Origin of the sequence: Sphingopyxis sp. PAMC25046 (assembly GCF_004795895.1) — a bacterium.
In the GTDB taxonomy this organism is placed as follows: domain Bacteria; phylum Pseudomonadota; class Alphaproteobacteria; order Sphingomonadales; family Sphingomonadaceae; genus Sphingopyxis.
This window is the reverse complement of record NZ_CP039250.1, coordinates 3,137,428-3,159,810: the sequence shown is the minus strand read 5'-3', so window position 1 is coordinate 3,159,810 and position 22,383 is coordinate 3,137,428. Positions and strand designations below refer to the sequence as shown.

The 22,383-nt window shown below is 64.9% G+C and carries 25 protein-coding genes; 8 read left to right on the top strand and 17 right to left on the bottom strand.

Annotated features, from left to right (window positions below; translation table 11 throughout):
• A complete protein-coding gene (locus E5675_RS14905; RefSeq protein ID WP_247594635.1) occupies positions 1–771 on the top strand; it encodes an A24 family peptidase in 771 nt (256 codons plus the stop codon).
• Here the strand turns inward: E5675_RS14905 and pal are convergent.
• The 9 genes from pal to ruvA form a co-directional block, all read right to left on the bottom strand.
• Positions 758–1,270: a peptidoglycan-associated lipoprotein Pal gene (gene pal / locus E5675_RS14900; RefSeq protein ID WP_136176509.1), complete on the bottom strand. Its 513-nt coding sequence runs from the start codon at positions 1,268–1,270 to the stop codon at positions 758–760. The genes E5675_RS14905 and pal overlap by 14 nt on opposite strands.
• Positions 1,271–1,380: 110 nt before the next feature.
• Positions 1,381–2,748 carry a Tol-Pal system beta propeller repeat protein TolB gene (gene tolB / locus E5675_RS14895; protein ID WP_136175207.1) on the bottom strand — a complete coding sequence of 456 codons (1,368 nt, stop codon included), beginning with the start codon at positions 2,746–2,748 and terminating at the stop codon, positions 1,381–1,383.
• 5 nt (positions 2,749–2,753) lie between these two features.
• Positions 2,754–3,572 (bottom strand): hypothetical protein, encoded by an 819-nt coding sequence (locus E5675_RS14890; protein ID WP_136175206.1) that lies wholly within the window; start codon positions 3,570–3,572, stop codon positions 2,754–2,756.
• Between the two features lie 9 nt (positions 3,573–3,581).
• Entirely contained in the window at positions 3,582–4,088 is a 507-nt protein-coding gene (gene tolR / locus E5675_RS14885; RefSeq protein ID WP_136175205.1) for a protein TolR, read from the bottom strand.
• Positions 4,088–4,786: a protein TolQ gene (gene tolQ, locus E5675_RS14880; protein ID WP_136175204.1), complete on the bottom strand. Its 699-nt coding sequence runs from the start codon at positions 4,784–4,786 to the stop codon at positions 4,088–4,090. Before tolQ ends, tolR begins: the two co-directional genes overlap by 1 nt.
• The gene (locus tag E5675_RS14875) at positions 4,780–5,259 is read right to left on the bottom strand and encodes a YbgC/FadM family acyl-CoA thioesterase (protein WP_136175203.1); all 480 of its coding nucleotides are present in this window, start codon (positions 5,257–5,259) and stop codon (positions 4,780–4,782) included. The genes tolQ and E5675_RS14875 overlap by 7 nt, the downstream gene beginning before the upstream one ends.
• A 101-nt stretch (positions 5,260–5,360) precedes the next feature.
• Positions 5,361–6,389, bottom strand: a complete 1,029-nt coding sequence (gene ruvB, locus E5675_RS14870; protein ID WP_136175202.1) for a Holliday junction branch migration DNA helicase RuvB — start codon at positions 6,387–6,389, stop codon at positions 5,361–5,363.
• A complete protein-coding gene (locus tag E5675_RS14865) occupies positions 6,386–6,787 on the bottom strand; it encodes a GFA family protein (protein ID WP_136175201.1) in 402 nt (133 codons plus the stop codon). The genes ruvB and E5675_RS14865 overlap by 4 nt, the downstream gene beginning before the upstream one ends.
• On the bottom strand, positions 6,784–7,383 hold the full coding sequence (gene ruvA / locus E5675_RS14860) for a Holliday junction branch migration protein RuvA (RefSeq protein ID WP_136175200.1): 600 nt from the start codon (positions 7,381–7,383) through the stop codon (positions 6,784–6,786). Before ruvA ends, E5675_RS14865 begins: the two co-directional genes overlap by 4 nt.
• Before the next feature lie 107 nt (positions 7,384–7,490).
• On the opposite strand from ruvA, the gene E5675_RS14855 reads away from it, so the two are divergent.
• Positions 7,491–7,985, top strand: a complete 495-nt coding sequence (locus tag E5675_RS14855; RefSeq protein WP_136175199.1) for a DUF305 domain-containing protein — start codon at positions 7,491–7,493, stop codon at positions 7,983–7,985.
• Here E5675_RS14855 and ruvC read toward each other — a convergent pair.
• The 6 genes from ruvC to E5675_RS14825 all read right to left on the bottom strand — a co-directional run bounded on the left by ruvC (position 7,982) and on the right by E5675_RS14825 (position 10,888).
• Positions 7,982–8,452, bottom strand: coding sequence for a crossover junction endodeoxyribonuclease RuvC (gene ruvC / locus E5675_RS14850; RefSeq protein ID WP_136175198.1), 471 nt, complete (start codon positions 8,450–8,452; stop codon positions 7,982–7,984). The two genes, E5675_RS14855 and ruvC, sit on opposite strands and share 4 nt — an antisense overlap.
• Before the next feature lie 157 nt (positions 8,453–8,609).
• Positions 8,610–9,356 carry a YebC/PmpR family DNA-binding transcriptional regulator gene (locus E5675_RS14845; protein WP_136175197.1) on the bottom strand — a complete coding sequence of 249 codons (747 nt, stop codon included), beginning with the start codon at positions 9,354–9,356 and terminating at the stop codon, positions 8,610–8,612.
• A gap of 57 nt (positions 9,357–9,413) precedes the next feature.
• Positions 9,414–9,878, bottom strand: a complete 465-nt coding sequence (locus E5675_RS14840) for an arsinothricin resistance N-acetyltransferase ArsN1 family B (protein WP_168707873.1) — start codon at positions 9,876–9,878, stop codon at positions 9,414–9,416.
• Between the two features lie 34 nt (positions 9,879–9,912).
• Positions 9,913–10,233 carry a heavy metal-binding domain-containing protein gene (locus tag E5675_RS14835; protein WP_136175195.1) on the bottom strand — a complete coding sequence of 107 codons (321 nt, stop codon included), beginning with the start codon at positions 10,231–10,233 and terminating at the stop codon, positions 9,913–9,915.
• 28 nt (positions 10,234–10,261) lie between these two features.
• Positions 10,262–10,504: a DUF2312 domain-containing protein gene (locus E5675_RS14830; protein ID WP_037555168.1), complete on the bottom strand. Its 243-nt coding sequence runs from the start codon at positions 10,502–10,504 to the stop codon at positions 10,262–10,264.
• Between the two features lie 63 nt (positions 10,505–10,567).
• A complete protein-coding gene (locus tag E5675_RS14825) occupies positions 10,568–10,888 on the bottom strand; it encodes a DUF1244 domain-containing protein (protein ID WP_136175194.1) in 321 nt (106 codons plus the stop codon).
• A gap of 95 nt (positions 10,889–10,983) precedes the next feature.
• On the opposite strand from E5675_RS14825, the gene pyk reads away from it, so the two are divergent.
• The 6 genes from pyk (at position 10,984) to E5675_RS14795 (ending at position 19,925) form a co-directional block, all read left to right on the top strand.
• Positions 10,984–12,438: a pyruvate kinase gene (gene pyk, locus E5675_RS14820; RefSeq protein ID WP_136175193.1), complete on the top strand. Its 1,455-nt coding sequence runs from the start codon at positions 10,984–10,986 to the stop codon at positions 12,436–12,438.
• Positions 12,439–12,777: 339 nt separating this feature from the next.
• On the top strand, positions 12,778–13,551 hold the full coding sequence (locus tag E5675_RS14815) for an arginyltransferase (protein ID WP_136175192.1): 774 nt from the start codon (positions 12,778–12,780) through the stop codon (positions 13,549–13,551).
• Positions 13,552–13,782: 231 nt separating this feature from the next.
• A complete protein-coding gene (locus E5675_RS14810; protein WP_136175191.1) occupies positions 13,783–16,218 on the top strand; it encodes an NAD(P)-binding domain-containing protein in 2,436 nt (811 codons plus the stop codon).
• Positions 16,218–17,099, top strand: coding sequence for a hypothetical protein (locus tag E5675_RS14805; protein WP_136175190.1), 882 nt, complete (start codon positions 16,218–16,220; stop codon positions 17,097–17,099). The genes E5675_RS14810 and E5675_RS14805 overlap by 1 nt, the downstream gene beginning before the upstream one ends.
• Positions 17,100–17,109: 10 nt before the next feature.
• The gene (locus E5675_RS14800; RefSeq protein WP_136175189.1) at positions 17,110–19,044 is read left to right on the top strand and encodes a cytochrome c3 family protein; all 1,935 of its coding nucleotides are present in this window, start codon (positions 17,110–17,112) and stop codon (positions 19,042–19,044) included.
• Between the two features lie 29 nt (positions 19,045–19,073).
• The gene (locus E5675_RS14795) at positions 19,074–19,925 is read left to right on the top strand and encodes a metallophosphoesterase (protein WP_136175188.1); all 852 of its coding nucleotides are present in this window, start codon (positions 19,074–19,076) and stop codon (positions 19,923–19,925) included.
• On the opposite strand, the gene E5675_RS14790 is transcribed toward E5675_RS14795, so the two are convergent.
• Both E5675_RS14790 and cysS read right to left on the bottom strand, forming a co-directional pair.
• Positions 19,919–20,863, bottom strand: a complete 945-nt coding sequence (locus E5675_RS14790) for a D-2-hydroxyacid dehydrogenase (RefSeq protein ID WP_136175187.1) — start codon at positions 20,861–20,863, stop codon at positions 19,919–19,921. The two genes, E5675_RS14795 and E5675_RS14790, sit on opposite strands and share 7 nt — an antisense overlap.
• Before the next feature lie 49 nt (positions 20,864–20,912).
• Positions 20,913–22,355 (bottom strand): cysteine--tRNA ligase, encoded by a 1,443-nt coding sequence (gene cysS, locus E5675_RS14785; protein ID WP_136175186.1) that lies wholly within the window; start codon positions 22,353–22,355, stop codon positions 20,913–20,915.
• Positions 22,356–22,383: the final 28 nt, after the last annotated feature.

The following is a 22,383-nucleotide window of genomic DNA, read 5'->3' as shown; positions in this document are numbered from 1 at the left end:
GTGACCCTCCTCGATGCCTTGCCCTTCGGCATGGGCATCGCCCTTGCTGCGCTGGCCGGGCTGATCCTCGGCAGCTTCATCGCGACGCTGGCGCTGCGCTGGCCTGCGGGCCGATCGGTGTCGGGACGATCGCAGTGCGACGCGTGCGGACGGCCACTCGGCGTGCCCGATCTCATCCCGCTGCTTTCTTTTCTAGCTGCGCGTGGGCGCTGCCGCACCTGCAGCGCGCCGATCGATCGCTTTCATTCGCTTGTCGAGGCGGGGTCCGCGCTGATCGGTGCGGTCGCGCTCGCCCTGATACCCGGGACCACCGGCTGGCTATGGGCGTTCTTCGGCTGGTTGCTGCTGCCGCTCGCACTGCTCGATGCGCGACACTTCTGGTTGCCCGACCGACTCAGTGCGCTGCTGGCGGTCGCGGGATTGCTATTGGCCGAGCCCCTGTTCAACGCCGCCCTGTTCGATCGCTGGATCGGTGCCGTTGCGGGCGGAATAGTGCTCGCGTTTCTGGCCTGGGCTTACGGGCGGACGCGCGGCGCCGAGGGCATGGGCGGCGGCGATCCCAAGCTCGTCGCGGCGATCGGTTGCTGGACCGGATGGCAGGCATTGCCGCTGCTGCTACTGCTCGCCAGCGCCGGGGGGATCGGCTGGGCATTGTCCTTGCAGCGAAAAGGGGACCGGTCGCTTGCCGAGCGACGGATCCCCTTCGGTGTCTTCCTGTGCGCCGCAGCGTTCGCCGCGGTGCCGGTCTGGCGCTGGGTTACTGGCCGATAACGACCGTCACCGCGCGGCGGTTCTTGGCATAGGCTGCTTCGGTCGAACCGAGTTCGGCCGGACGTTCCTTGCCATAGCTGATGACGTTGATGCGGCTCGGGTCGATACCGAGCGACGCAAGATAATTTTTCGCGGCGTTGGCGCGGCGTTCGCCGAGCGCGATGTTATAATCGCGGGTGCCGCGTTCGTCGGCATGGCCTTCGAGCGTGACGCGAACCGCGGGATTGCGCTGGAGCCACTGCGCTTGGCCCTGCAGCGTCGCCTGGTCCTGCGCGTCGACATTATACTGGTCATAGTCGAAGAAGACGCGGTCGCCTTCGAGGCCGACGCTGGCGAGGAAATCTTCCTGCGATCCCGGGATTACGCCGGTACCGGTTCCGGCGCCGGGGTCGGTTCCGGTGCCTTCGGGGGCGGGTGGCAGCGTGTCAGGGGCCTTTTTCGCGCAGGCGCCAACAGCAAGCATGGTGATCGCCGCGATCATCGCGGTGCTTTTCCGTATCGTCATGTTTTCTGTCCTCTTGTTGTTGTTGGTAAAATCATTCTGCGGGCAAAAAGAACCGGCTGGACGCGATATTTGAACCCGAGCCGGGCGTTTTGGTTCCGCGCCGCTCAAGGCAGGACGGGACCCCAGCTTGGATCCGATCCGTCCTGCGGCGTCGGCAGGCGGCGCAGGTTCACGCCGGTCAGGTCGACCTGCCACAGGCTCGACTTGCCTTCGCGCCCGCGCGTCGTGCGGAAAAACTGGATGACGCGGCCGTTCGGCGACCAGGTCGGCGCCTCGTCCTGCCAGCTGTTGGTCAGCATCCGCACCCCGCCGCCCGACGGGGTCATCACGCCTATGCGGAACTCGCCGCCGCCCATGCGGGTAAAGGCGATCAGGTCGCCGCGCGGCGACCATTCGGGAGTCGCGGCACGGCCGCCGCCGAAGCTGATCCGCTGCTGGTTCGATCCGTCGATGTTCATCGTATAGATTTGCTGACCGCCCGACCGGTCGCTTTCGAACACGATCTTCCTGCCGTCGGGCGAGAAGCTGCCGCCAACGTCGATGCCCGGCGTGTTGGTGAGGCGTACCGGCGTGCCGCCGTTGGCCGAAATGCGATAGATGTCGGTGTTGCCGTTCACGGCCATCGAATAGAGGATCTGCGTGCCGTCGGGCGACCAGCGCGGCGCGAAGGTCGCGTTCGAGCTTTCGGTCACCAGCTTTTGCGACCCCGACGCGACGTCGTAGATGAAGACGCGGACGCGATTGTTCAAATAGCTGACGTAAACGATCTTCTTGTAATCGGGTGAGAAGCGCGGGCTGATCGCGAGCGCCTGACCGTTGGTGATGAAGCGGTGGTTGCCGCCGTCAGAATCCATGATCGCCAGCCGTTTGATGCGGTTCCCCTTGGGTCCGCTCTCCGCGATATAGGCGACGCGGCTGTCGAAGAAGGGCGCTTCGCCCGACAGGCGCGAATAGATCGCGTCGGCGCATTTGTGCGCTGCGCGGCGCCAGTCTGCGGGCTGGATCTCAAACCCCTTGCGCACCAGCTCGCTGCCGAGCGCGGTGTCGTAAAGATAGCAGCCAACGATCAGGCTGCCGTTCGACCCGGCATCGACGAAGCCGTGAACGACGTTCTCGGCGCCGCGCGTCTGCCATTCGGCAAAACGCGGCGCCTGAACCTCGGCGCGGGTGATCGCGCGGACCCCGTTCGGACCGATCGGTTCGTAAAGGCCGCTGCGCTCGAGGTCGGCGGCGATGACTTCGGCGATCTGGCGGCCGAGGCTGTCGGTGCGCAAACCCGCGACGGTCTGTACCGACGCGGTGGCGAGCGGCGGGATGCCGATGACCGTGCGTTCCTGCGACAAGGTGCCCTCGATCGTCTCGCGCGGTGTGGTCGTCGGCGTAACCGCGGGCGGCGTCGGTGCGGTCTGGGCGAACACCGGGGCGGTGGTCAGCAGCAGCGCTAGCGAAAGGCTGATCGGACGGAGAAGCATGTCTCTTACCTCTTGATGAAATCGAGCGTGTAATTCTGCCAGAAGCTGTAATTTTCCTCGGGCAGTTCGAAGGGGGCGGCGAGTTCCACCGCGCGTTTCGCGCATTCCTGATGGCGCTGGATCTGGAATTTGTTGCTGTCGTTCTCGCCCGACGTGGTGACGCTGGTGAAGCCGGCGAGAGCGCCCGATGGGGTCAGGCGGAACTTCACGACCGTCTTGAGCTGGTCGACATCGACCCCCGAAACCCGGCAGCTGTTCCAGCGTGGCGCGACCGCCGATTTGATGCTGACGTCGATTGAGCGGCGAACCTCGGCGGCGGTGGCTGAGGCCGGAGCACCCTTGCTCGACGGCGATTTGGGCTGGGACTTCGAAAGCCCTTCGGCGATGCCGTCGAGTCTCCCGGTCGGGCGCGCGGTGCGGTCCTTTGCGGGCGGCGCCTTTGGAGCAGCCTTGGGCTGCGCCGTTTTCGCTGCAGGGGGCTGTTTCGGTGCTTGTTTCGGGCGTGCTACCTGTTTGGGCGTTGGGGCTGGAGTCGGCCGCACCACGGGCTCGGGGAGCGGCGGTGTCGGCATGGGCTCGGGCGCGGCGATATCGACATCGTCCTCTTCGCCCAGTCGGGCAGCGGGCGGCGTCTCGCTAATCACCGGCGCGGTCGATCGAACCGCGGTTTCGGCGATCAGATCGACTTCCATAGGCGGATTGTCGAAGCGCCGCTCGCCGGCGGTCCATTGGACCGATAGCAAGCCGATGATCAGGACATGCGCGCCCACCGCGATGGCAAAGCCGCGTCCTTCCTTCCCCCTCACTGCCCGGTGTTCGGCCATCGTCCTAACCTAGGTCCCGGTTTCTGAACCGTCGGTGACCGCCGCTGGGGCGGCCGGTTCGGCGTTGGCGCCGGTGGTAACCAGCGAAATCCGCGTCAGGCCGGCGCGGTTGAGCTCGCCCATCACGCGCATCACGCGGCCATAATCGAGCCCCTTGTCGGCGCGGAGCATGATCTGGCGCGGTTTGTCCTGGCCTTCATTCTCGCGCGCGATCGCATCGAGCCGGGCAGGCAGTTCGGCCTCGGGCACCACCTCTTCGCCAATATAGAGCGTGTCGTCGGCACCGACCGACAGCTGGATCGGCTCCTGATCCTCGGTTTCAACCGGCTTAGCCCGGCTTTCGGGCAGGTCGATCGGCACGGCGGAGGCGAGCAGTGGGGCCGTGATCATGAAGATGATCAGCAACACGAGCATCACGTCGACAAGCGGGGTGACGTTGATCTCGGCCATGGGCGCGCGTCGGTTGCCACGGCCGCGCCGGCCGCCAACGCCGCCCGAGGATCCGGACATCGCCATCAGGCTTCGACCTCCAGTTCGCGGCTGAACGTCGCATGCAGCCCGTCGGCGAAGCGGCCGAGCCGCGATTCGAGCCGATTCAGCCGCTGCGAAAAGGCGTTATAGGCGATGACGGCGGGAATCGCCGCGAACAGCCCGATCGCGGTCGCGAACAGTGCTTCGGCGATGCCCGGGGCGACGACGGCAAGACTGCTGTTATTTTCCGCCGCGATCGCGGTGAAGCTGCGCATGATTCCCCAGACAGTGCCGAACAGGCCGACGAAGGGCGCCACCGAACCGATCGTCGCCAGCGTCCCGATCTTTTCGGCAAGGCGGTCGACTTCGCCCGCGACTGCGCTGTTCATCGCGATGCCGAGGCGTTCGCGCGTTCCGTCGCGATCGATAGTCTTCCCCTTGGTCGACCGGCGCCACTCGCCGATACCGGCCGACAGCACTTTCGCGCTCGGGAGGTCCTCGTCGCTGTTCTTGTCGAAGAACTTGTCGATATTGTCGGCGCGCCAGAAATCGCGCTCGAAACGTTCCGACGCACTCATCAGCTTGCCGACCCCGCGGCCGTGGGTGAAGATCACCGCCCAGACATAGATCGACGCGAGGAGCAGGCCGATCATCACCGCCTTCACGATGATGTCGGCCTGCAGGAACAGCGCCACGGGGGACAAAGTCGCCGCGTCGGCGGCCAGCGAGATATTGTCTAGCAAGGGAAAGTCTCTCCATTCATGATGGCGGTAAATCGGTCGGCCCACCCCGCGGGCTGGCGGCGCGGCCGGCCCCCCGGCGACAGAAAGGCAGCGGTGACCTGCCCGTCGGTCAATGTCTCGCCGCTTAACGTGTCAGTTCCGCGAAGGATGCGCTGCGCGATAATCACGCTGGCTCCGCGCACGGCTTCGACGGTGCTGACGACAAGCAAATCATCGTCGAGCCGGGCGGGATTACGGTATTTGATGGCGAGAGCGGTCACCGCCCAGGCGCCTTCACCGCTCTCCATCGCCGCGCGCTGGTCGATGCCGGCGAGGCGCAGCATGTCCGACCGCGCGCGTTCCATATAGCGCAGATAATTGGCGTGATAGACGATGCCTGAAAGGTCGGTGTCTTCGAAATAGACGCGCGCCCGGTAATGATGCTCGGCCGCGACGAAGGCGCCGGGGACAAAGGGAGGCGGGGCGTTTACCATCGTCCCGACCGATAGCCTCGCAACGACTCGTCGCAAAGCCCTCATAAACGATTCGTCGCAGATCGGGAGCAGTTTGCGGAATGAAAGCCGCAGAAAACCGCCTATTTCGCCTGATCGAAAAGTCCGTCCTGCGACCCCGCGGGCGGATTGAGCCCCAGATGCTTCCACGCGCTGGCGTTGAGCATGCGCCCGCGCGCGGTGCGCGCGATGAGTCCGGCCTGCAGCAGATAGGGCTCGATCACATCCTCGATCGTGTCACGCGGTTCGCTGAGGCCCGCCGCCAGCGTCTCGACGCCGACCGGACCGCCGCGATAGATGTCGGCGATCATCGTGAGGTAGCGCCGGTCCATCGCATCGAGTCCGAGCGCGTCGACTTCGAGCCGGTTGAGCGCCGCATCGGCGGCTCCCGCGTCGACGACCGCATGACCCGCCACGGTTGCGAAATCGCGCACGCGCCGCAGCAACCGGCCCGCGATGCGCGGCGTCCCGCGCGAGCGTTTGGCGATTTCGAGCGCGCCGTCGGACGCGATCGGCAGCGCCAGCAGGCGCGCGGCGCGCGAAATCACCTGTTCGAGTTCGCCATGGGTATAGAAGTTGAGCCGCACCGGAATGCCGAAGCGGTCGCGCAGCGGCGTCGTGAGCAACCCCTGCCGCGTTGTTGCGCCGACGAGGGTGAATTTCGGTAGGTCGATCCGCACGCTGCGCGCCGAAGGCCCCTCGCCGATCATGATGTCGAGCGCGCGGTCCTCCATCGCGGGGTAGAGGATTTCCTCGACCGCGGGCGACAGGCGGTGAATCTCGTCGATGAAGAGGACGTCGCCATCCTCGAGATTGGTGAGCAATGCTGCAAGGTCGCCCGCCTTCGCGATCACCGGGCCGCTGGTCGAGCGGAAACCGACGCCGAGTTCCTTGGCGACGATCTGCGCCAGCGTCGTCTTCCCCAGCCCGGGCGGCCCATAGAAAAGCACATGGTCGAGCGCATCCGAGCGCGCCTTCGCCGCCTCGATGAAGATGCGCAAATTCTCGCGCGCCGCCGCCTGTCCGACGAACTCGGCGAGCGACTTCGGCCGCAGCGCGGCGTCGGCATCCTCGGGGGTGCGGATGGGGGTGGTGAGGGCGGGCTCGGTCATAAACGTTCTATTGCCTCGCCGACGATGCAAACCCAAGGTTCCTGACGATCCTCATAGACCGAAAATTGCAGCTCGAAATCATGGCCCGGTTCGAAATTGCCGATCGGCACGGCGTAGCTGTCCATCTCCGGACGGTTCAGGAACCAGAGCGTCGAGCCGCAATTACCGCAAAAATAGAAGTCCGCGAGAGTGCCGCTGCCGCCGGGGTGCTGGTACAATTTCGCTTCGCCCTCTGTGCGGATATTCTCGACGGGGAAGCGCGCTTGCGCGGCAAAGGCGCTGCCGCTCCGCGCCTTGCAATTGCGGCAGTGGCAGACCGAGACGCGGATTGGCTCGCCGGTGCAGGCGATGCGGAGCTGGCCGCAGCGGCACGAGGCGTTACGGATGCGCTCGGTCACTTGGCAGCCTTTTTGAGCGCGACGCGGACGAGCGCGTCGAGGCTGGCGCCCGCGCCCAATTCCTCGTTGGCAGCCGCAACCGCTGCGCTTGCTTCGCCGGGTTTGAAGCCGAGGCCGGTGAGGGCAGCGGCCGCATCGCCGAGCGGGCCCGATGCGGCGGACAGGGTGGGACTCGAACCGGCAATGCCGCCGAGCGCCCCCGCCTTGTCCTTCAGCTCATGCGTGATGCGCTGCGCGAGTTTCGGCCCGACGCCGTTCGCGCGCGCGATCATCGCGCTGTCGCCGCTGGCGAGCGCGCGCTGCAGGTCGCCGATTTCGAGCGCCGAGAGGATGGCGAGCGCGACCTTCGCGCCGACGCCCTGCACGCTGGTGAGCAGGCGGAACCAGTCGCGTTCCTCGGCCTTGGCAAAGCCGAGCAGGCGCAGGAAATCCTCGCCGACGAGCATTTCGGTGTGGATGGTGACGTCGCCGCCGACCGGGCCCAGTGCGTCCAATGTGCGCGCCGATGCTTCGACCAGATAACCGACGCCGCCGACGTCGATCACCGCATGGCCAGCGCCGCTGGAATCGAGCCGTCCGGTGAGTTTCGCGATCATGCGCTCCTGCCTAGCGCGAGGAGAACGAAAAGGGAATCATTATCGCTTGGTCGAACGATCAGGGCTCGTCGCGTGTTCGAGAGATGGACAGCCCGAAAGGATCGAAAATGAGCTACGCCCGCTTTGGCGCCATGATCGCTATATCCACGGTCGTTATGTTCGGCCTCATGTACCTGAACAGCTATGCGCTCGATCATCAATATTTCAGCCAGACGCGAATGTGGATGGCGCTATTGATGGGCGCCACCATGGCAATCGTCATGATCGGCTTCATGTGGCGCATGTATCGGGGCCGCCGCGTCAAGATCGCCATCGTGACCGCGTCGCTGCTGATCGGCGCCAGTTCGCTTTGGCTTGTGCGAAGTCAGCAAGCCGTGGGCGATGTCGCCTATATGAAGGCGATGATCCCGCATCATTCGATCGCGATCCTGACGAGCAGCCGTGCGCAGATTCGCGATGCGCGGGTTCGCGAGCTAGCCGACGAGATCATAGCGGCCCAGGTGCGCGAGATTGGCGAAATGAAGGCGCTGATCGCCGATATCGAGGCGCATCCAGTTCCGGACAATGCGCGCGAACGGCCGCCGGTAGCCTTGGAGCCCTAGCGCCCGCGGTGGTTCGCGTGGCAGATTGCGACGGCGAGCGCATCAGCAGCATCGGTCCCTGCGACTTTCGCGCCGGGGAGCAGGACGCGCAGCATTGCCTGTACTTGCTCCTTTGCCGCTCCGCCGGTTCCGACGATCGCCTTCTTGACGAGGCGCGGCGCATATTCGGCGACGGTCAGCCCGCCGCGCGCGCAGCCGAGCAGCACGACGCCGCGTGCGTGGGCGAGCTTCAGCGTCGATTGCGGATTGTCGTTGACGAAGACTTCCTCGACCGCGGCGCACCCGGGTCCATAATCGGCGATCACTGCCGCGAGCGCGGTGTCGAGGTGCGCGAGCCGGTCGGGCAGGGGCGCCTTGGCGTCGGTCTTTACCTGTCCGTTGGCGATATGGCTGATCCGGCTGCCCTCGATGCGGATGACGCCCCAGCCGGTACAACTGAGCGACGGGTCGAGGCCGAGGATGATCATGATATTTCCTCTCCCCTTGGGGGAGAGGGATGCGCAGACTTGTGGGCTTTGCCCGCTAGTCGCAGCTGGGTGAGGGAAGAGCCACGCCACATTCTCTCACCAAGCCAGACAAGCCGGCAAGCCTTCCTATCCTCTCCCCCGAGGGGAGAGGATTTCATCAACCCAGTTTCTCCATCACCGCGTCGGGGATTTCGTAATTGCCCCATACGGTCTGGACGTCGTCGTCGTCGTCGAGCGTGTCGATCAGCTTGAACAGCGTCTGCGCGACGCTCTCGTCGGCCACTTCGCTCTTTAGCGTCGGGCGCCACGCGAGCTTGACGCCTTCGGCTTCGCCGAGCTTGCCCTCGAGCGCCTTTGCGACTTCGTGCAGGCTGTCGACGCTGGTCCAGATGTCGTGGCCGTCCTCCGACGATTCGACATCGTCGGCGCCCGCGTCGAGCGCGGCTTCGAACACCGTGTCGGCGTCGCCGGCGCCGGTGCCGTAGTTGATCAGGCCGAGCCGGTCGAACCCGTGGCTGACGCTGCCCGAGGTACCGAGATTGCCGCCATTCTTGCTGAACGCAGTGCGGACGTTGGTCGCGGTGCGGTTGCGATTGTCGGTCAGCGCCTCGACGATCAGCGAGACGCCGCCGGGGCCATAGCCCTCGTAGCGGATTTCCTCGTAATTATCGCCGTCGTTGCCCGCAGCCTTGTCGATCGCGCGCTGGATATTGTCCTTCGGCATCGACTGCGCCTTGGCGGCGTTGACAGCCGCGCGCAGGCGCGCGTTCGCGTCGGGATCGGGCAGGCCCATCTTCGCCGCGACGGTGATTTCGCGGCTGAGCTTCGAAAAGAGGCTGCTGCGCTTTTTGTCCTGCGCACCCTTGCGGTGCATGATGTTCTTGAATTTACTATGGCCGGCCATGGCTCTCTTCTTTGGGTCTGGGAGGAACTGGAGGCGCGCTTACATCAGGACCGAACGTCAAAGCAACCGCTGCCACCACCCGACATCGCGCCAGCTACCCATTTTCCAACCGACCTCGCGGTAGATTCCGATCGGGGTGAAGCCCATTGCTTCATGCAAGCCGATGCTGGCGTCATTCGGCAGGGCAATTCCGGCAAAGACTGCATGGACATTGCGATCCTTGAGAATTGGAAACAGCGCCTCGTAAAGTTGCCGTCCAATTCCCGTGCGGGCGAAAGCCGCATCGAGGTAAATCGCGACATCGGCCGAGGTCGCATAGGCTTCTCGCGTGCGGTGCGGCGATCCGTAGGCATAGCCTGCAATTTGGCCTTCGACCTCCGCAACCAGCCAGCCATGGCTTGCCCCGTAATCTTCTATCCGGCGCGCCATTTCAATCGCTCCGGGCGGATCGCATTCGAAACTGACCCAATTGTCGATGACATAGGGCGCATAAATCTCGGCACAGCGCGCGGCGTCGGCCAACGCAGCTGGACGGACGTGAGCACTCACCCCAGGCTCACCCCAGCGTCACCGCCGTTCCCGACGCGCTGACCATCAGCATCGAGCCATTCTGGCCGAGCACCTCGTAATCGAGATCGACGCCGATCACTGCATTGCCGCCGAGGCGCGCGGCTTCGGCTTCCATCTCGGCAATTGCTTCCTTGCGCGCGCGGGCGAGGACATCCTCATATTTTCCCGAGCGGCCGCCGACGATGTCGGTGATCGACGCGAACAGGTCGCGGAACAGGTTGGCGCCGACGATCACCTCGCCGGTGACGATGCCCAGATATTCGCTGACCGGGCGGCCCTCGACATTGTTCGTGGTGGTGCTGAACATCGTCACTCTCCTGTTGGTTGCGTCGGCGTCAGTCGATTCCGAGCGCCGATTTGTAGACGTCGAGAATCGCTTCCATTTCCTTGCGGTCGTGCACCGGCAATTTGCGCAGACGCACGATCTGGCGCATGATCTTCGGATCATAACCCTGCGATTTCGCTTCGTTATAGGTGTCGCGGATGTCGTCGGCGATGCCCTTTTTCTCTTCTTCCAGACGCTCGATGCGCTCGATGAAAAGGCGCAGTTGTTCGTCGGACACGGTGGCTTCGCTCATTTTATACTCCGCTGGATTGGATGGATTGGAGGCGAGAATCGCCTCGGCGCGTCCCTAGCGAGGTCAGGGATTCTTCGCCATGCTTTCTTCCATCCGCGCGAGCTGTTCGGGCGTGGCGGCGGTATGATGGCGTGCTTTCCACTCGGCAGTCGGCATGCCGTGGACGATCGCGCGGCCCGCTTCCTTGTCCATATTCCCCGCCTCCGCGATCCAGTCGCCGAGGCAGTTGCGGCAAAAGCCCGCGAGCCCCATCAGGTCGATGTTGGCGGCATCGCTGCGATGCTGGAGCAGGCGGACGAGGCGGCGGAATGCGGCCGCTGCAACCGCGTCGTCAAGCTCGTCGAGCGCATCGCCGCCGGTCGTCTGATCGTCGCTACAGGACATGGTTCCTCCGTTGAATGATTGAATAGCTATACGGTTGTTGCCTAGACAGCATCAAGGCGGCATTGCCCTAGCGCCCTATAATCATCGGAGCATTTGTGGTTCAGAGCTTTACCCCCCGCCAGCGCAAGGTTCGCATCCTGGCGACCCTCGGTCCCGCGAGCGCCAATGCCGAGATGATCGCCGAACTGCACCGCGCGGGGGCGGACGCCTTTCGCGTCAATATGAGCCACGGCGATCATGCCGGCCACGCCAAAGTTATCGCCGCGATCCGTGCGCTCGAAAAGGAGACCGGCCGCCCGACGACGATCCTCGTCGATCTGCAGGGGCCGAAGCTGCGCGTCGGCACGTTCAAGGACGGCCCCGCCGAACTGGTGAAGGGCAAGGCCTTCGTGCTCGACGCCGACAAGACGCCGGGCGACGCGACGCGCGTCCACTTGCCGCATCCCGAATTGTTCGCGGCGGCCGAACCCGATACGCGCCTGCTGATCGACGATGGCAAGCTGGTGCTCCGCGTGAAGAGCGTGGCGCCGGGCCGGATCGAAACGATCGTCGAGGTCGGCGGCAAGATTTCGGACCGCAAGGGGGTCAATGTTCCCGACGTCGTCGTCCCGCTCGCGGCGCTGACCGAAAAAGACCGCAAGGACCTGGCCTTCGCGCTCGAACAGCATGTCGACTGGATCGCGCTGTCGTTCGTCCAGCGGCCCGAGGATGTCGCCGAGGCGCGGCGGCTGATCGGCGGCAAGGCAGCGTTGCTCGTCAAGTTCGAAAAACCGTCGGGCGTGCAGCGGATCGAGGAGATTCTCGAGCTCGCCGACGCAGCGATGGTCGCGCGCGGCGATCTGGGCGTCGAGTTGCCGCCCGAGGCGGTGCCGCCGCTGCAAAAGCGGATCGTCGCCACCGCGCGGCGCATGGGCAAACCGGTGGTCGTCGCGACGCAGATGCTCGAATCGATGATCGTTTCGCCGTCGCCGACGCGCGCGGAAGTGAGCGATGTTGCCACGGCGGTGTACGACGGGGCCGACGCGATCATGCTGTCGGCCGAGACCGCAGCGGGCGCCTGGCCGGTGGAAGCCGTCACCATGATGGATTCGATCGCGCGCTCGGTCGAAAGCGATCCCGATTATTTTCGCCGCCTGCATTTCACCGAGACGGTGCCCGATGCGACGACCGCTGACGCGCTCGCCGAAGCGGCGGGCAGCATCATCACGACGATCGCCGCCGATGCGATCATCTGCTTCACCGCGTCGGGATCGACCGCGCGCCGCGTCGCGCGCGAGCGGCCGGGCGCGCCGCTGCTCGTGCTGACGCCGAAGCGCGAGGCGGCGCGGCGCATGGGTCTGCTGTGGGGCGCGCATGCGGTGCCGACGAAGGACATCGGCAGCTTTGAGGAGATGATTGCCAAGGGCAAGCGCATGGCGCTGCGCCACGGCATCTGCAAGGCGGGCGCGAAGCTCGTGATGATGGCGGGCGTTCCGTTCGGCACGCCGGGGTCGACCAACGTGCTCCACGTCGCGACGCTGACCGGCGACGAGCTTCGCGGGTATAGCTGACAAATAGTTCCTCCCTGCCGCGATGCGGTGGGGAGGGGGACCGTTCGCGAAGCGAATGGTGAGGGGGCGCGACGTCGCGCCATAAGCCCCTCCGTCAGCCCTTCGGGCTGCCACCTCCCCATGGCTTCGCCACAGGGAGGATCGTTCAGCCATAGTCGATTCAAATCGGCACAAAAGTTACCGGCCGATTCACAAAATTTTCGGCGTGATTCAGAACGGGACGTTTAAAAATGGTAAATGGACTTTGCACCATTGACGCCGCGCGGCATAGTTGGTGCAAGTAGCGCGTCGGACCCGCGTTGGGGGGCTCCGCATCGCCATTTCGGAGGTCCATTTCGCGTGTCCGCACCGTTCCGTTTTCCGCGCTTTTTTGTCACCAGCCCGGCGCCTTGTCCCTATCTGGCGGGCAAGACCGAGCGCAAGGTGTTCACCGAACTCAGCGGTAATAACGCGAACGAGCTGAACGACGCGCTCGGCCGTATCGGGTTCCGCCGCAGCCAGTCGGTCGCCTATCGCCCGAGCTGCGCCGATTGTTCGGCATGCGTCTCGGTGCGCGTCTGCGCGAGCGAATTCACACCGAGCAGCTCGCAGAAGCGCAACCTGCGCCGCAACGGCGACCTGGTCGCCACGGCGTGCAAGCCGTGGGCGACCGAAGAACAATATGCGCTGCTCCGCTCCTATCTCGCCTCGCGCCATCCCGACGGCGGCATGGCCGACATGGACGAGCAGGATTTCGCCGACATGGTCGAGCAGACCCCCGTCGATAGCTATATGATCGAATATCGCGAGCCGACGACCGACGGCAGCAAGGGGCGCCTCGTCGGCTGCTGTTTGACCGACCGGCAGGGCGACGGCCTTTCGATGATCTACAGCTTTTTCGACGCGCACCATCCGATGCGCGAGGGGCTCGGCACCTATATCATCGCCGACCATGTCCAGCGCGCGGCGCGCGCCGCGCTGCCTTATGTCTATCTCGGCTACTGGATAGAAGGGTCGGCGCGCATGGCGTATAAGGCGCGCTTCCGCCCGCTCGAAAAGCTCGGCCCCGACGGCTGGTCGCGCGTCGAGGAAACGCAGTCCGACCGCATCGCGGCGATGTTCGAACTCGCCTGAGCCACTCTCCTTGTCGAGATAGTTGATAATGGCTCGCAACTGCCGATTCTGGCGGCCGGGCGGTTGACCTTTTCCCGCTTTCAAGCGCATAGCTCGTCGCGAGGACGATAAGTCCGGGTCGCATCCGTGGTTAGCGTCGCTTAGGGGTTAAGCGATTGGGGGGAATGGGATGCCCGTGTATGCGTTCACCGGTATCTTGATCATTCTCCCTTGGCGAGGGGATGTTTCCGCATGAGCGAGGCGGTCAAGGTCGCGATCATCGGCTCGGGGCCCGCAGGCCTCAGCGCCGCGTCGCGCGCGGGGCAGCTCGGGCTTAGCCACATCCTGCTCGAAAAGACCGATCACCTCTCCGACACCATCTTCAAATATCAGAAGGGCAAGCGCGTGCTCGCGACCCCCGAGCGGCTCGACCTGCGATCCGACTGCCGCTTCGCCGAAGGTGCGCGCGAATATATCCTCGACAATTGGGACGAGGATGCCGCGAACAACAAGGTCGAGGTCGCCTATCACGCCGAAGTCGCCGAAGTGAGCGGCGAGAAGGGTGCCTTCGCGATCAAGACGACGAAGGGCGACGTCTATCGGGCAGAAAATATCGTGCTCGCGATCGGCACGCAGGGCAATCCGAACCGGATGCGCTGCGAAGGCGCCGACTTGCCGCACATCATCTATCAGGTCGACGATCCCGAGGATTTCAAGGACAAGCATATCACCGTCGTCGGGTCGGGCGATGCGGGGATCGAAAATGCGCTCGGCGTTGCCGAGGAAGCACTCGAAAACACTGTCACGATCCTCAACCGCTCGAAGGATTTCGCGCGCGCCAAGGCGAAGAATGTCGCCGACATGATGGAGGCGGGCGAAAACGGGCTGATGAGCATCCGCACCGAGACGCAGCCGAAGAAGGTCGAGCCCGGTTTCCTGACGCTCGAGACACCCGACGGTGACGAGACGATCCCGTGCGACGTGATCGTTGCGCGGCTGGGGTCGGTCGCGCCGCGCGGCTTCGTCGAGTCGATGGGGATCGAGTTCACCGGGCCCGATCGGGAGGCCTTTCCCAAGCTGTCGCCGACCTTTGAATCGACGGTGCCCGGGATCTTCGTGATCGGCGCGCTCGCGGGTTATCCGCTGATCAAGCATTGCATGAACCAGGGCTATGACGTCGTCGAGTTCATCAATGGCAATAATGACCTGACCCCGGCGGACGAAAAGGATCTGGCGGCAATCCTTGCCGACCTGCCGCAGAAGAAGTCGGTCAGCGAGTGGCTCGACTATCTGCGCACGCGCGTCAGTATCTTCAACGACGTGTCGCCGCTGCAGATGCGCGAATTCATGCTCGATTCGACGGTCGCCTTCTACCGCAAGGGCGATGTCGTCTTCGAGAAGGGCGAACCCGGATCGTCGCTGTTTGCGATCGCCGACGGCTTTGCCGAGGTCGAGGTCGGTCCGGGCGTGACGGTGCCGATCGAACAGGGGTCGATATTCGGCGAGGTCGGGCTGATCTCTGGCCGCAAGCGCGGCGCGACGATCCGCGCGGGTGCGGACGGCATCTTCGTCGAGGTGTCGCGCACCGCGGCCTTGAAGTTGATGGCCTCGGTCCCGGGCGCGAAACGCGCGATCAACCGCATCTCGCTCGAACGGCAATTGCTTCAGATCTTCAAGGGCGGGCTGACGGTTGACGATCTCGGTCCCGTCGTCGACACCGCCGAGGTCGAGCGTGTGCCCGCGGGCAAGGTGGTGCTGACCGAGGGCGAGCAGGGCGACGACGTCTATGTCATCCGGTCGGGGTCGATGGTGGTCGAGAAGGACATCGGCGGCAAGCCGATCTTCCTCCGCTATCTGCCCGCGGGCAGCTTCTTCGGCGAAATGGGCGTGCTGAGCGGAGCGCCGCGCAATGCCACGGTCAAGGCCGCCGTCGGCGCCGAGCTGATCAAGCTGACCGGCGAGAGCTTTCGCAAGATGCTCGCCGCGCGGCCGCAGGTGCGCGAGGCGACCGAGGCGGCGGTGGCCGAGCGCGCGGCGATGAACAGCTTCATCGAATCGCGGAAAGCGACCTATTCGAGCGTAGTCGATCTTTATTCGGACACCGCGAGCTTCATCATGAAGGAGGGGCTCGGCGAGGCAACCGACGCGCTGCTGATCGACGAGAATCTGTGCGTCGGCTGCGACAATTGCGAAAAAGCGTGTGCCGACAGCCACGAAGGCCTGTCGCGGCTCGACCGCGAGGCGGGCAAGACCTTCGCGCATCTGCACGTGCCGACGAGCTGCCGCCACTGCGAGCATCCGCATTGCATGGCCGACTGTCCGCCGAACGTGATCCACCGCGGTCCCGACGGCGAAGTGTTCATGGAGCCCGGCTGCATCGGCTGCGGGAACTGCATGCGCAACTGCCCCTATGGCGTGATCCGCATGGAAGCGGCGCCACCCGAGAAACCGAGCCTGCTGCGCTGGCTGCTCACCGGTTTCGGCCCCGGGCCGGGCGAGCCGTCGGCCAAATGGACCAAGAAGCAATTGGGCGACGAGAAGCCCAAGAAGATCGCGGTGAAGTGTGACATGTGCAAGGGCATATCGGGAGGTCCCGCGTGCGTCCGGGCGTGCCCGACCGGCGCCGCGATCCGCGTGTCTCCCGAGGAATTCCTGTCGATCGCGCGGCTCGAGGAGGATGCGGACTGATGGCGACGCTTTTCGAGCGACGCCGTAACAAGGCGACGCAGACCGAACGTGTCCGCGAACGGCGGCACGAGGGTTTCCTTCGCTATGCGGGCTTTCGCTGGGCGAAGATTTCGGGCGGGCTGTGCCTGCTGATCATTGTCTCCTACGCGCTGATCGACGTCACGCCGCGGCATAATGGCGGCAGCTGGTACGGCTATACGCTCGGCACGATCGGGGCGTTGCTGATCCTGTGGCTGACCGCGCTCGGCTATCGCAAGCGCAAGATGACGAGCAGCCACTGGTCATTGAAGGCGTGGACGTCGGCGCATGTCTACCTCGGGCTCAGCCTGATCGTCATCGGCACCTGGCACACGGGGTTCCAGCTCGGCTGGAACGTCCACACGCTCGCCTGGGCGCTGATGATGCTGGTGATCCTGTCGGGTCTTTACGGCGTGATCGTCTATGCGACGCTGCCGCAGGCGCTGTCGAACAATCGCGACGAGATGACGCAGATGCAGATGCTCGAGGCGATCCGCGCCTTCGACCGCCAGTTGCACAGCGCCGCGCAGCCGCTGACCCCCGAAGATACCGCGCCGGTGCTCGCCGCGCTCGACGAGGATCCGTTCGCGGGCGGCGTCCGGGCCCGGCTGAGCGGGCGTTACCGCAATTGCGCGACCGCTGCCGCCCATCGCGCCCTGTCGGCGTCGCGCAGCAGCGAGCCCGAGGTGCGCGAAAAGGTCGTCGGGCTATTGTCGCAGAAGCAGGCCGCGCTCGCCCGGCTGCGCAAGCATCTTCGCATCCGGGCGCTGCTCGAAATCTGGCTCTATGTGCATGTGCCGCTGACCTTCGCACTGATTGCGGCGCTGTCGGCGCACATCATCAGCGTCTTCTTCTATTGGTGAGGCGCGGACGATGAGCTTCATTCTCCGCCGCATCGCGACGACCAAGACCGGCAAGCAGATCGTCCGCGATCAGGCGCTGCCGGGCGACACGATCACGCTCGGGCGCGAGAGCGGCAATATCATCCACGTCGCCGACCTGGCGGTGAACCCGCACCATGCGACGATCAGCAGCGCCGACGGGCGTCATGTGCGCGTCGCGGCGCTCGAGGGGCTGGGCTTCGATTTCAACGGCCGCAGCGTCGATGTGGCCGACATCGACAGCGCGGCGGGCGCCGAACTGCGCTTCGGGGGGCACCGGCTGACGATCGCGCGCGAGGATGACAAGATCATCCTGCTGGTCGAACGGATAGACGAACTGTCGCAATCGTCGAAGGACGTCGACGAGGCGAAGGCCTTTTCACTCGCGGGGACGATGCCCGGCAAGCGCATCGCGGCGTGGGCGTTCGGCCTGTTGATGCTGCTCGCCTTCCTGGTCGGGCCGATCTGGGCGTGGTACAGCTACCGGCAAGTGGACGAGCGTCCCGACGGCTATCATGCCGATAGCGCGTGGCTCTCGGGCCCATTATCGAGCGCGCACGCGAGCCTGAAGAACGACTGCCAGTCGTGCCATGTCGAGCCCTTCGTTGCGGTGACCGACAAGGCGTGCGTGGGGTGCCACACCGGCGAGCACAAGGCGATGAGCGCAGCGCACGCCAATGCACCGACTGCGATGCTGCTCGCCGCGCGCCATCCGCCGGGGGTGGGCGAGCGCATCCTTGCTGGGTTCGCCAAAACCTTCAACAAACCGCAAGGCCGGTGCGTCGATTGCCACACCGAGCATGAGGGCGCGGGGCCGATGGCGGCGACACCGCAGAAATTCTGTGCCGATTGCCACGACGGCATGTCGGCGCGGCTCAAGATTGCCGGGCATCCGACGACGCTTGCCGACGCCAGTGATTTCGGGACGAGTCATCCCGAATTCCGCCCCCTCGTGCGCCCCGGGCCGGGCGGCAAGCTGGTGCGCACGACGCTGGCCAAGGGGACCGTCGATTACAACGGCCTTAAATTCCCGCACGACATGCACTTGCAGGCGACCGGCGGGGTCGCGCGCATGGCGGCGAGCTTCCGCGGCCGCCATGATTTCGGCAAGAAGCTCGAATGCGAAAATTGCCATCGCGTCGAGGCCGATGGCGTGCGGGTCAAGCCGGTCGAGATGGAGCGCGACTGCGCGATGTGCCACAGCCTTGCTTTCGAGACCGTGGGAGGGGTGACGCGAACTTTGCGGCACGGCGACCCCGGGCAGGTCGTCGCGGACCTTACCGCTTATTACCGCTCGGCGCCGCCGGCGCGGCCACTCCAGCTTGGCGGGATGCAACGGCGGCGGCCGGGCGCTTATGCCGAGGGGCAGGTCTATAATATTTATTTCAACGAGGTCGCGGTGCGACCGTCGCGCGCAGGAGATGCGGTGCGCGCGGTCTTTTCAAAGGGCGGCGCCTGTTACGATTGTCATACGATCTTCGCGCCGCAGGCCGGGAACAGCTGGCGCGTCGCGGCGGTGAACCAGACGCCGCGCTATCTGCAAAAAGGCTGGTTCGACCATGACGCGCACAAGGAAACCGCCTGCGCCGATTGTCACGTCGCGGCGCCCGCGTCGAAGGCGTCGACCGACCTGCTCGTGCCGGGCGTCCGCCAGTGCCGCGACTGCCATGTGGGCGAGAATGGCGCGCGGCTGGTGAAGGTCGAAACCGCAACCGAATCGCCGTGCGCGATGTGTCACGAATATCATTCGGACGGTGGCAAACCGTGGATGCCGCAGCGCCAGCGCAAGAAAAATGTGACCGCAATCACAAATAAACCTCTGCGCGCTACCTATGGTGTGAGCCTGATCACAGGAACCGGGGGGCGGGGCCTTTACGAAGTGACGTGGCGCACACCCGCCTTGCATGGGGCCAGACGGGGCGGATAGGTTTTGGGCGGCAGGGGGCAGGGGCCGATATGCTGATCGCACAGATCACAGATATCCATATCGGGTTCGATCCGGGCAATCCGGCCGAATATAATCGCGAGCGGCTCGACCGGGTACTGGACATGCTGATCGACGGGCCGAACCGCCCCGACCTGCTGCTCGCGACCGGCGACATCACCGACCGCGGCGACGGGGAAAGCTATCGCGAACTCGCGGAGATTTTCGCGCGCTGCCCTTTCCCGGTCTGGCCGAGCGTCGGCAACCACGATCTGCGCGACAGTTTCTACGCGCACTTCCCGGATTTCGACGACGGCAACGGCTTCGTTCAATATACGGTCGAGCTTCCCGAGCTCCGGCTGGTTACCGTCGACACGCTCGAGGAAGGGCGCCATGGCGGCGCCTTCTGCGAAAGGCGCGCGGCGTGGCTCGACGCCGAACTTGCGAAGGATAGCGCCAAGCCGACCTATATCGTGATGCACCATCCGCCAGTCGAAAGCGGGATCGAATGGATGAACACCAACCCTGACGAACCTTGGGTTGCGACCTTCACCGAGGTCGTGCGCCGCCACAACCAAGTGCGCGGTCTGATCTGTGGCCACCTCCACCGCAGCGTGACGGTGGCGTGGGAGGGGCGGACCATAGCGATCTGTTCGTCGACAGCGCCGCAGGTGTCGCTCGATCTTCGCCCGATCGACGAGAATCGTCCCGACGACCGCCCGATGATCGTTGCCGAAGAGCCCGCCTATGCGCTCCACCGCTGGAACGGGCGCGAACTCGTCAGCTTTTATGACAATGCGGGCGCGCGCCCGACGCTCGCCAAATATGACATGCGGTTGCAGCCGCTGGTGCGCGAGTTGAAGGCCGAGCGGCCGGGTCAGTAACCCAGCGTGAGGTCCACGCGCGGTTCGACGGCTTCGCCCTTTTTCCAGCGACCCAGATTTTCGAGGAAGCGCTGCGCCGAGCGGACGAACATCTTGTCCTGCGCGCGTCCTGACAGATGCATCGTGATGTGCGCGTTGTCGAGGCTCCACAGCGGGTCGTCGGCGGGCAGCGGCTCGGGCGTGGTGACGTCGAGGAAAGCCGACGCGATCTGCTGGCCGTCGAGCGCGGCGACGAGCGCGTCCTGATCGACAACGCTGCCGCGTGCGATGTTGATGAGCGTCGCGCTCGGCTTCATCGTGGCGAGTTCGGCGGCGCCGATCATGCCATCGGTTTCGGGTGTGGCGGGGACGGCGAGGATCACCCAGTCGAAACCGCCGAGCCGTTCGCGCCACTGATCGGGGGAGAGCGTATTCGGACCGGGCGAACGGCGCACCACGGTGACGTCGACCGCGAACGCCTTCAGTCGTTCTTCGACCAACTTGCCGATCGCGCCATAGCCGAGCAGCAGCGCCTTCGACCCGAACAGCTCGACCTTGCCCGGCGAGTCCATAAGCCATTCGCGGCGTTCCTGCGCGCGGACGACGTCGCGATAGCCTTTGGCGACGGTGAGCATGCCCATCACGACATATTCGGCGATGGTGATCGCGTTGATTCCGGCGCCGTTCGTCACGATCGTCCCGCGCGCCTGCAGCAGGTCCAGCGGCATGCCGTCGACCCCGGCGTAGATCGAATTGAGCCATTTGAGCTGCGTCGCGGCGGTGATGACCGCGGCCATATCCTTCTTGTCGTACATGTCGAACCAGCCGATCTCGGCCCCGGGCGCCAGTTCGAGCGCCTCCTCCTTCGACGCGAAAAAGCGCGGTTCGACCCAGTCGGGCAGGCGGTTTTCGACGAGCGGGCGGATCAGGCCCGACAGGACGGTAACGGTTTTCGACATTTGGCCTCTCTTCGGTTCTGTTCTGCAACCGATCATGGCGGGCGAGAAGCTAGTTGTCGAGCCGCCACTCCCAGCCGAGCGGATCGCCGTCCATGACTTCGACCCCCGCGGTGATGAGCGTGTCGCGCAGCGCGTCGGAGGCGGCGAAGTCCTTGGCGGCGCGGGCTTCCTTGCGTTTATTCAAGGTCGCTTCGATTTCATCCTCGCCGATCGCGGCTGCCTTGGGGCGCACGCGCAATTCGCTGCGATCGATCGTAAGGAGGTCGAGGCCGAGCACCGCGTCCATCGCGGCGAGCGCGCCGCGTTTCTGGCCGGCGTCGATCTTTTTCATCGCCGCCGTTTCCTCGAGCAACGTCAGCGCGACCGGCGTGTTGAGGTCGTCCGACATCGCCGCGTCGAACCTGTCGAGCAGATCGGCGAGGCGGCGGTCGGTTACCTCGGTCGCTTCGGTCTCGCGAACCGGCGCGGCGGCCATCACCAGCCGCTTCAATCGCGTCAGCGCCGCACCAAGCCCCTCCCATGAAAATTCGAGCTCGCTGCGATAATGCGCCTGCAGGCACATCAGGCGATAGGCGAGGGGGTGATAGCCCTTGTCGATGAGCAGCTGAACGCGCAGGAACTCGCCGCTCGACTTCGACATCTTGCCCGAGCGTTCGACGAGAAAATTATTGTGCATCCAGAAGCGCGCGCCGCTGGCGTCGCTGCAACTGTGCGCCTGGTTCTGGGCGATTTCGTTCGGATGGTGGATCTCGCGGTGGTCGATCCCCCCGGTGTGGATGTCGAAGGGGAAGCCGAGCAGCGCCTCGGACATCACCGAGCATTCGAGGTGCCAGCCCGGCGCGCCTTTGCCCCACGGCGAATCCCATTCCATCTGGCGTTTTTCGCCCGGCGGCGTCCTGCGCCATATCGCGAAGTCGGCCGGATGGCGCTTGCCGTCGACCGGGTCGATGCGGCTCTCGCCCTCATCGGTGCCGTGGCGCGCGAGGCGGCCGTAATGGCTGACCGTCGACGTGTCGAAATAGAGGCCGCTTTCGAGTTCGTAGCAATGCTTGTCGGCGATCGCCTTCGCGAACTCGATCATCTGCGGCACATAGTCGGTCGCGATCGACCAGTGCGCGGGCTGGCGGATATTGAGTGCTTTCACGTCGGCCCAATAGGCCTTGGTGTAATGCCTTGCGATGTCCCAGATCGACTGGGCTTTCTCAGCCGCCATCTTTTCCATCTTGTCCTCGCCCGCGTCGGCGTCGTCGGTCAGGTGGCCGACATCGGTGATATTGATGACGTGGGTGAGTTTGTAGCCCTTGTACGACAGCGTGCGGCCGAGCGTGTCGGCAAAGACATAGGCGCGCATATTGCCGATATGCGGGTAATTATAGACCGTCGGACCGCAGCTGTAGACGCGCGCTTCGCCGGGGTGGACGGACTCGAAGATTTCGAGGCTGCGCGTCAGGCTGTTGAACAGCTTGAGCGGAAGGGCGGGGGCGTTGGTCATGACCGCGCCCATGCCTTGCTACGCCGGT

What these genes read in the sequence shown, in the direction of transcription:
- tolB (WP_136175207.1), bottom strand. Translation starts at nt 2,748, where the DNA reads ATGCTTCTCCGTCCGATCAGCCTTTCGCTAGCGCTGCTGCTGACCACC.
- E5675_RS14890 (WP_136175206.1), bottom strand. Translation starts at nt 3,572, where the DNA reads ATGGCCGAACACCGGGCAGTGAGGGGGAAGGAAGGACGCGGCTTTGCC.
- tolR (WP_136175205.1), bottom strand. Translation starts at nt 4,088, where the DNA reads ATGGCGATGTCCGGATCCTCGGGCGGCGTTGGCGGCCGGCGCGGCCGT.
- E5675_RS14875 (WP_136175203.1), bottom strand. Translation starts at nt 5,259, where the DNA reads ATGGTAAACGCCCCGCCTCCCTTTGTCCCCGGCGCCTTCGTCGCGGCC.
- ruvB (WP_136175202.1), bottom strand. Translation starts at nt 6,389, where the DNA reads ATGACCGAGCCCGCCCTCACCACCCCCATCCGCACCCCCGAGGATGCC.
- ruvA (WP_136175200.1), bottom strand. Translation starts at nt 7,383, where the DNA reads ATGATCGCGAAACTCACCGGACGGCTCGATTCCAGCGGCGCTGGCCAT.
- E5675_RS14855 (WP_136175199.1), top strand. Translation starts at nt 7,491, where the DNA reads ATGAGCTACGCCCGCTTTGGCGCCATGATCGCTATATCCACGGTCGTT.
- ruvC (WP_136175198.1), bottom strand. Translation starts at nt 8,452, where the DNA reads ATGATCATCCTCGGCCTCGACCCGTCGCTCAGTTGTACCGGCTGGGGC.
- E5675_RS14845 (WP_136175197.1), bottom strand. Translation starts at nt 9,356, where the DNA reads ATGGCCGGCCATAGTAAATTCAAGAACATCATGCACCGCAAGGGTGCG.
- E5675_RS14835 (WP_136175195.1), bottom strand. Translation starts at nt 10,233, where the DNA reads ATGTTCAGCACCACCACGAACAATGTCGAGGGCCGCCCGGTCAGCGAA.
- E5675_RS14830 (WP_037555168.1), bottom strand. Translation starts at nt 10,504, where the DNA reads ATGAGCGAAGCCACCGTGTCCGACGAACAACTGCGCCTTTTCATCGAG.
- E5675_RS14825 (WP_136175194.1), bottom strand. Translation starts at nt 10,888, where the DNA reads ATGTCCTGTAGCGACGATCAGACGACCGGCGGCGATGCGCTCGACGAG.
- E5675_RS14810 (WP_136175191.1), top strand. Translation starts at nt 13,783, where the DNA reads ATGAGCGAGGCGGTCAAGGTCGCGATCATCGGCTCGGGGCCCGCAGGC.
- E5675_RS14805 (WP_136175190.1), top strand. Translation starts at nt 16,218, where the DNA reads ATGGCGACGCTTTTCGAGCGACGCCGTAACAAGGCGACGCAGACCGAA.
- E5675_RS14800 (WP_136175189.1), top strand. Translation starts at nt 17,110, where the DNA reads ATGAGCTTCATTCTCCGCCGCATCGCGACGACCAAGACCGGCAAGCAG.
- E5675_RS14795 (WP_136175188.1), top strand. Translation starts at nt 19,074, where the DNA reads ATGCTGATCGCACAGATCACAGATATCCATATCGGGTTCGATCCGGGC.
- E5675_RS14790 (WP_136175187.1), bottom strand. Translation starts at nt 20,863, where the DNA reads ATGTCGAAAACCGTTACCGTCCTGTCGGGCCTGATCCGCCCGCTCGTC.
- cysS (WP_136175186.1), bottom strand. Translation starts at nt 22,355, where the DNA reads ATGACCAACGCCCCCGCCCTTCCGCTCAAGCTGTTCAACAGCCTGACG.